Genomic DNA, 3,240 nt, shown 5'->3' with positions numbered 1-3,240 from the left:
GGCATTCGACTTCCCTGACAGCCAACGTACCCGCTTGCGTACCACCAACGGCCTTGAACGCATCAACCGCGAGATCAAGCGCCGCACCCGCGTCGCGTCGATCTTCCCCAACACCGCCTCTTGCCTGAGACTCGTCTCCGCACTGCTCGCCGAGTGCGATGAGAAGTGGATGACCGGCAAGATCTATCTCAATATGAAAGACTGATCCCATCATCCCGATGACATCGCCTCGGATGATTTACAGAAAAAGGGTTGCACAACCCCTCCACCGCCACGGTGACGCTCACCATTGTCCCGGTCAGCGTTGCTCCGGCCAATCAACTGCCAGTGGCGGTAAGTGACAGCTTTACCACCAATGAGGACACCTCGCTGACCGGCACCCTGACCGGCAACGACACCCCAGCGGTGACGGCGGCAATGTCTGGAGCAAGACCACTGACCCGGCCCACGGCACAGTAACGGTGGGCAACGACGGCAGCTTCACCTACACCCCAACCCCCGGCTACAACGGCCCGGACAGCTTCACCTACACCATCACCGACCAGGATGGTGACACCAGCACGGCCACGGTGACCCTCACCATTACTATGGGTGCACGCCCTCCTGTGCTCTCGCCCGTTGAGCCACCCGTTGAGCCACCGGTTGAGCCCCCTGTCGTACCGCCCGCCCAGCCGCCTGTCCAGCCGCCGGTCGTGCCGACGCCAGGCCTACCGGAGATCAACGCAGCGAATCCGGAAAACAATCTTGTTGTTGACGCCAACCGGCACCCCCCGTCACCCGTCTTGCCGATACCAACGCAGCCCGGTGAGGGACCGAAACTGCAGCCGGAAGCCCCGCTGCAACCGCTCAATGTGCTCGACAACAGCCCGGTCATTCTCGATAGCGGCCCCTATTTCGCCAGCGAGCGTTTCGACGACGTGCGCCGCCTGCCCCTGCCTTTCCACCCCATCGTCTATGTCAACAAGGAAGTGGAGTTTTCCCAAAAGGCGCGGGAACTGGACGACCAGCGCATGACGGGCAACCCGGCCTGGGTGACCCAGGGAGAAATCCGCACGGTTTCCCTTGGCCAGGGTCTGGGGAACGATCCCAACCTGTTCGTCATCCCTGCCGTGCGCGATTCCCAGCATCAGGCCAACTTCCTGGGCAACGCGGTGGAAAGCCGCCATGGCCGCATCAGCCTGAGCAGCGACTGGCAACTGCCGACGCCGACACTGTTCGAGAGCAGCATCGTGCCCGGCAAGCCTCTGAAAGACATGGACGGCCAGCCTCCGGCAACGGAGCCCCCGGCCCCACCGCTTGCGGACAGCCGCGAGGCCGCTGTCACGGCAGGGGAGGGAGACCCTGGCCTGGCCGAGCAGGCCGCCATGGTGCCCTCCGGCACGCCCGAGGCGCCACCGCCCCCCCGAAGCGTTGCGCCTTCCATTGCACCTTCCTTCACCCAGCAGTTGCATGGCGGCGCCGGGCGCCTGCCCTTGGCCGCCCGCACTGTTCACGCCGTTCAATCTTCCACCCCAGTTTGATTTTTACGATCCCGAGAACCTTGATCATGCACAACCATAACAATCGCAAATCGGCCCTTCCCGGCCCCCGTCTGCTGGCCGTTTCCGCCTTGGCCCTGGCATTGCTCTCTGGTTGCGGCTCGCTGCAGCCCGTGCCCTATACCGAGCAAGAGGTTCAGGAGCGGGTCGCGCAGGATCACCTGCAAATGTACGCCGAGCAGGAGCCCATTGCCGGCCCCATCACTTTCCACGAGGCGGCGGCCCGGGCCTTGAAGTACAACCTGGATTACAAGCTGAAACTGATGGAGGATGCCCTTACCCGGAGCCTGCATGACGTCTCGACCTACGAGATGCTGCCCCGGCTGGTGGCGGGCGCCGGCTACGTCCGCCGCAACAACGATTCCGGCGGGCGTTCCATCGGTATCGAGGACCGCCTGGAAACCCTGCGGCCTTCCACCTCCGAAGAGCGGGAGCGCACCCTGGCCAACCTGACCTTTTCCTGGAACGTGCTCGACTTCGGCGTTTCTTATTACCGCGCCCAGCAGAAGGCCGACCAGGTGCTGATGGCCGAGGAACGCCGCCGCAAGGTGGCCCAGAATGTTCTCCAGGACGTGCGCAACAGCTACTGGCGCGCCCTCGGGGCGCAAAAGCTGCTGGGCCGGGTGGATGCCCTGCTGGCCCGGGTGCAGAAGGCGCTGGCCCGCGCCAAGGAAGTGGAAAAGCAGGGCCTGATGCCCCAACCCCAGGTGCTGGCCTATGAGCGCGCCCTGCTCGACGCGGTGAACCTGCTCACCCTGCGCCGCCAGGACCTGGAACTGGCACGGGCCGAACTGACGGCGCTGATGTCCGTGGCGCCGGGTACCTCCTACACCCTGGCGGAAGAGAAGGAAAATGCCCTGCCGCCGGTCCCCGCCAATCTGGAGTCGCTGGAACTCATGGCCTTGGAAAAACGGCCCGAGATCATGGAAGAGTGGTACCGCAAGCGGGTGACGGAAAACGACATCAAGGCGGCAAAGCTGCTCTTGTGGCCGAACCTCTCCGTGGATGCCGGGCCGCAATACGATTCCAACCGCTACAGCTACAACAACCAATGGGTGGACGTGGGTGTACGGCTGTCCTGGAACATCCTCAAGCTCACCCAGTGGCCCTCGCTGCAGCAGGCCCATGAGCACCAGAACAAGACTGACGACATGCGGCGCATGGCCCTTTCCATGGCCGTGCTGACCCAGGTGCGGGTCGGGGTGCAACGCTATGGCCTGTCACTGGCCGAACTGGAGTTCGCCGAGGAAAGCCTGCGCGTGGACCAGCGCCTGCTCAACTTTGCCCAGGCCGCGGCCAAGAGCCAGTTCGATTCAGAGCTGGAAGTGATCCGCTCCGAGGCCCGGGCGCTCCTGGCCGAATACCAGCGCTATGCCGCCTATTCCAACGCCCAGGCCGCCTGGGGCCGGGTCTACAACTCCGTGGGCCTGGACGTGTTGCCGGAGGCGATCGAGAGCCATGACGTGAAAACCCTGGCCGCCGCCATGGAAAAAACCATGCAGCAGTGGCAGGAAGTCACCTTCCAGCAGGCGCCGGCTCCCAAGACAGCGGCGGAGGGTTGAGTTGTCCATGAAACATATCGTTTGGTCGAGCCGACCGGCGGCCCGCCTGCTGGCAGGTGTGCTGGCAGGCATGTTGTCGAATGGCCTGGCATCGCCTGCCCTGGCCCAGAATCCCGTGCCGCCGGCGGGTAGCCGTGCCC

The 3,240-nt window shown here is 64.2% G+C and carries 4 protein-coding genes; all 4 read left to right on the top strand.

The features are described from left to right. Positions 1–205, top strand: a 205-nt coding sequence (locus WBH99_RS07280) for a transposase (RefSeq protein WP_424219446.1), incomplete at its 5' end; no start/stop codon positions are given. Positions 206–252: 47 nt separating this feature from the next. Continuing rightward, positions 253–459 carry a hypothetical protein gene (locus WBH99_RS07275; protein ID WP_424219445.1) on the top strand — a complete coding sequence of 69 codons (207 nt, stop codon included), beginning with the start codon at positions 253–255 and terminating at the stop codon, positions 457–459. 2 nt (positions 460–461) lie between these two features. Then, positions 462–1,520 (top strand): Ig-like domain-containing protein, encoded by a 1,059-nt coding sequence (locus tag WBH99_RS07270; protein ID WP_424219444.1) that lies wholly within the window; start codon positions 462–464, stop codon positions 1,518–1,520. Between the two features lie 26 nt (positions 1,521–1,546). Continuing rightward, a complete protein-coding gene (locus tag WBH99_RS07265; RefSeq protein ID WP_424219443.1) occupies positions 1,547–3,100 on the top strand; it encodes a TolC family protein in 1,554 nt (517 codons plus the stop codon). The last annotated feature ends 140 nt before the right edge of the window (positions 3,101–3,240 follow it).

Origin of the sequence: Azovibrio sp., assembly GCF_049658005.1 — a bacterium.
In the GTDB taxonomy this organism is placed as follows: Bacteria; Pseudomonadota; Gammaproteobacteria; order Burkholderiales; family Rhodocyclaceae; genus Azovibrio.
Note: the sequence above shows the minus strand (reverse complement) of the source record. Positions and strands in the feature narration are given on the sequence as shown.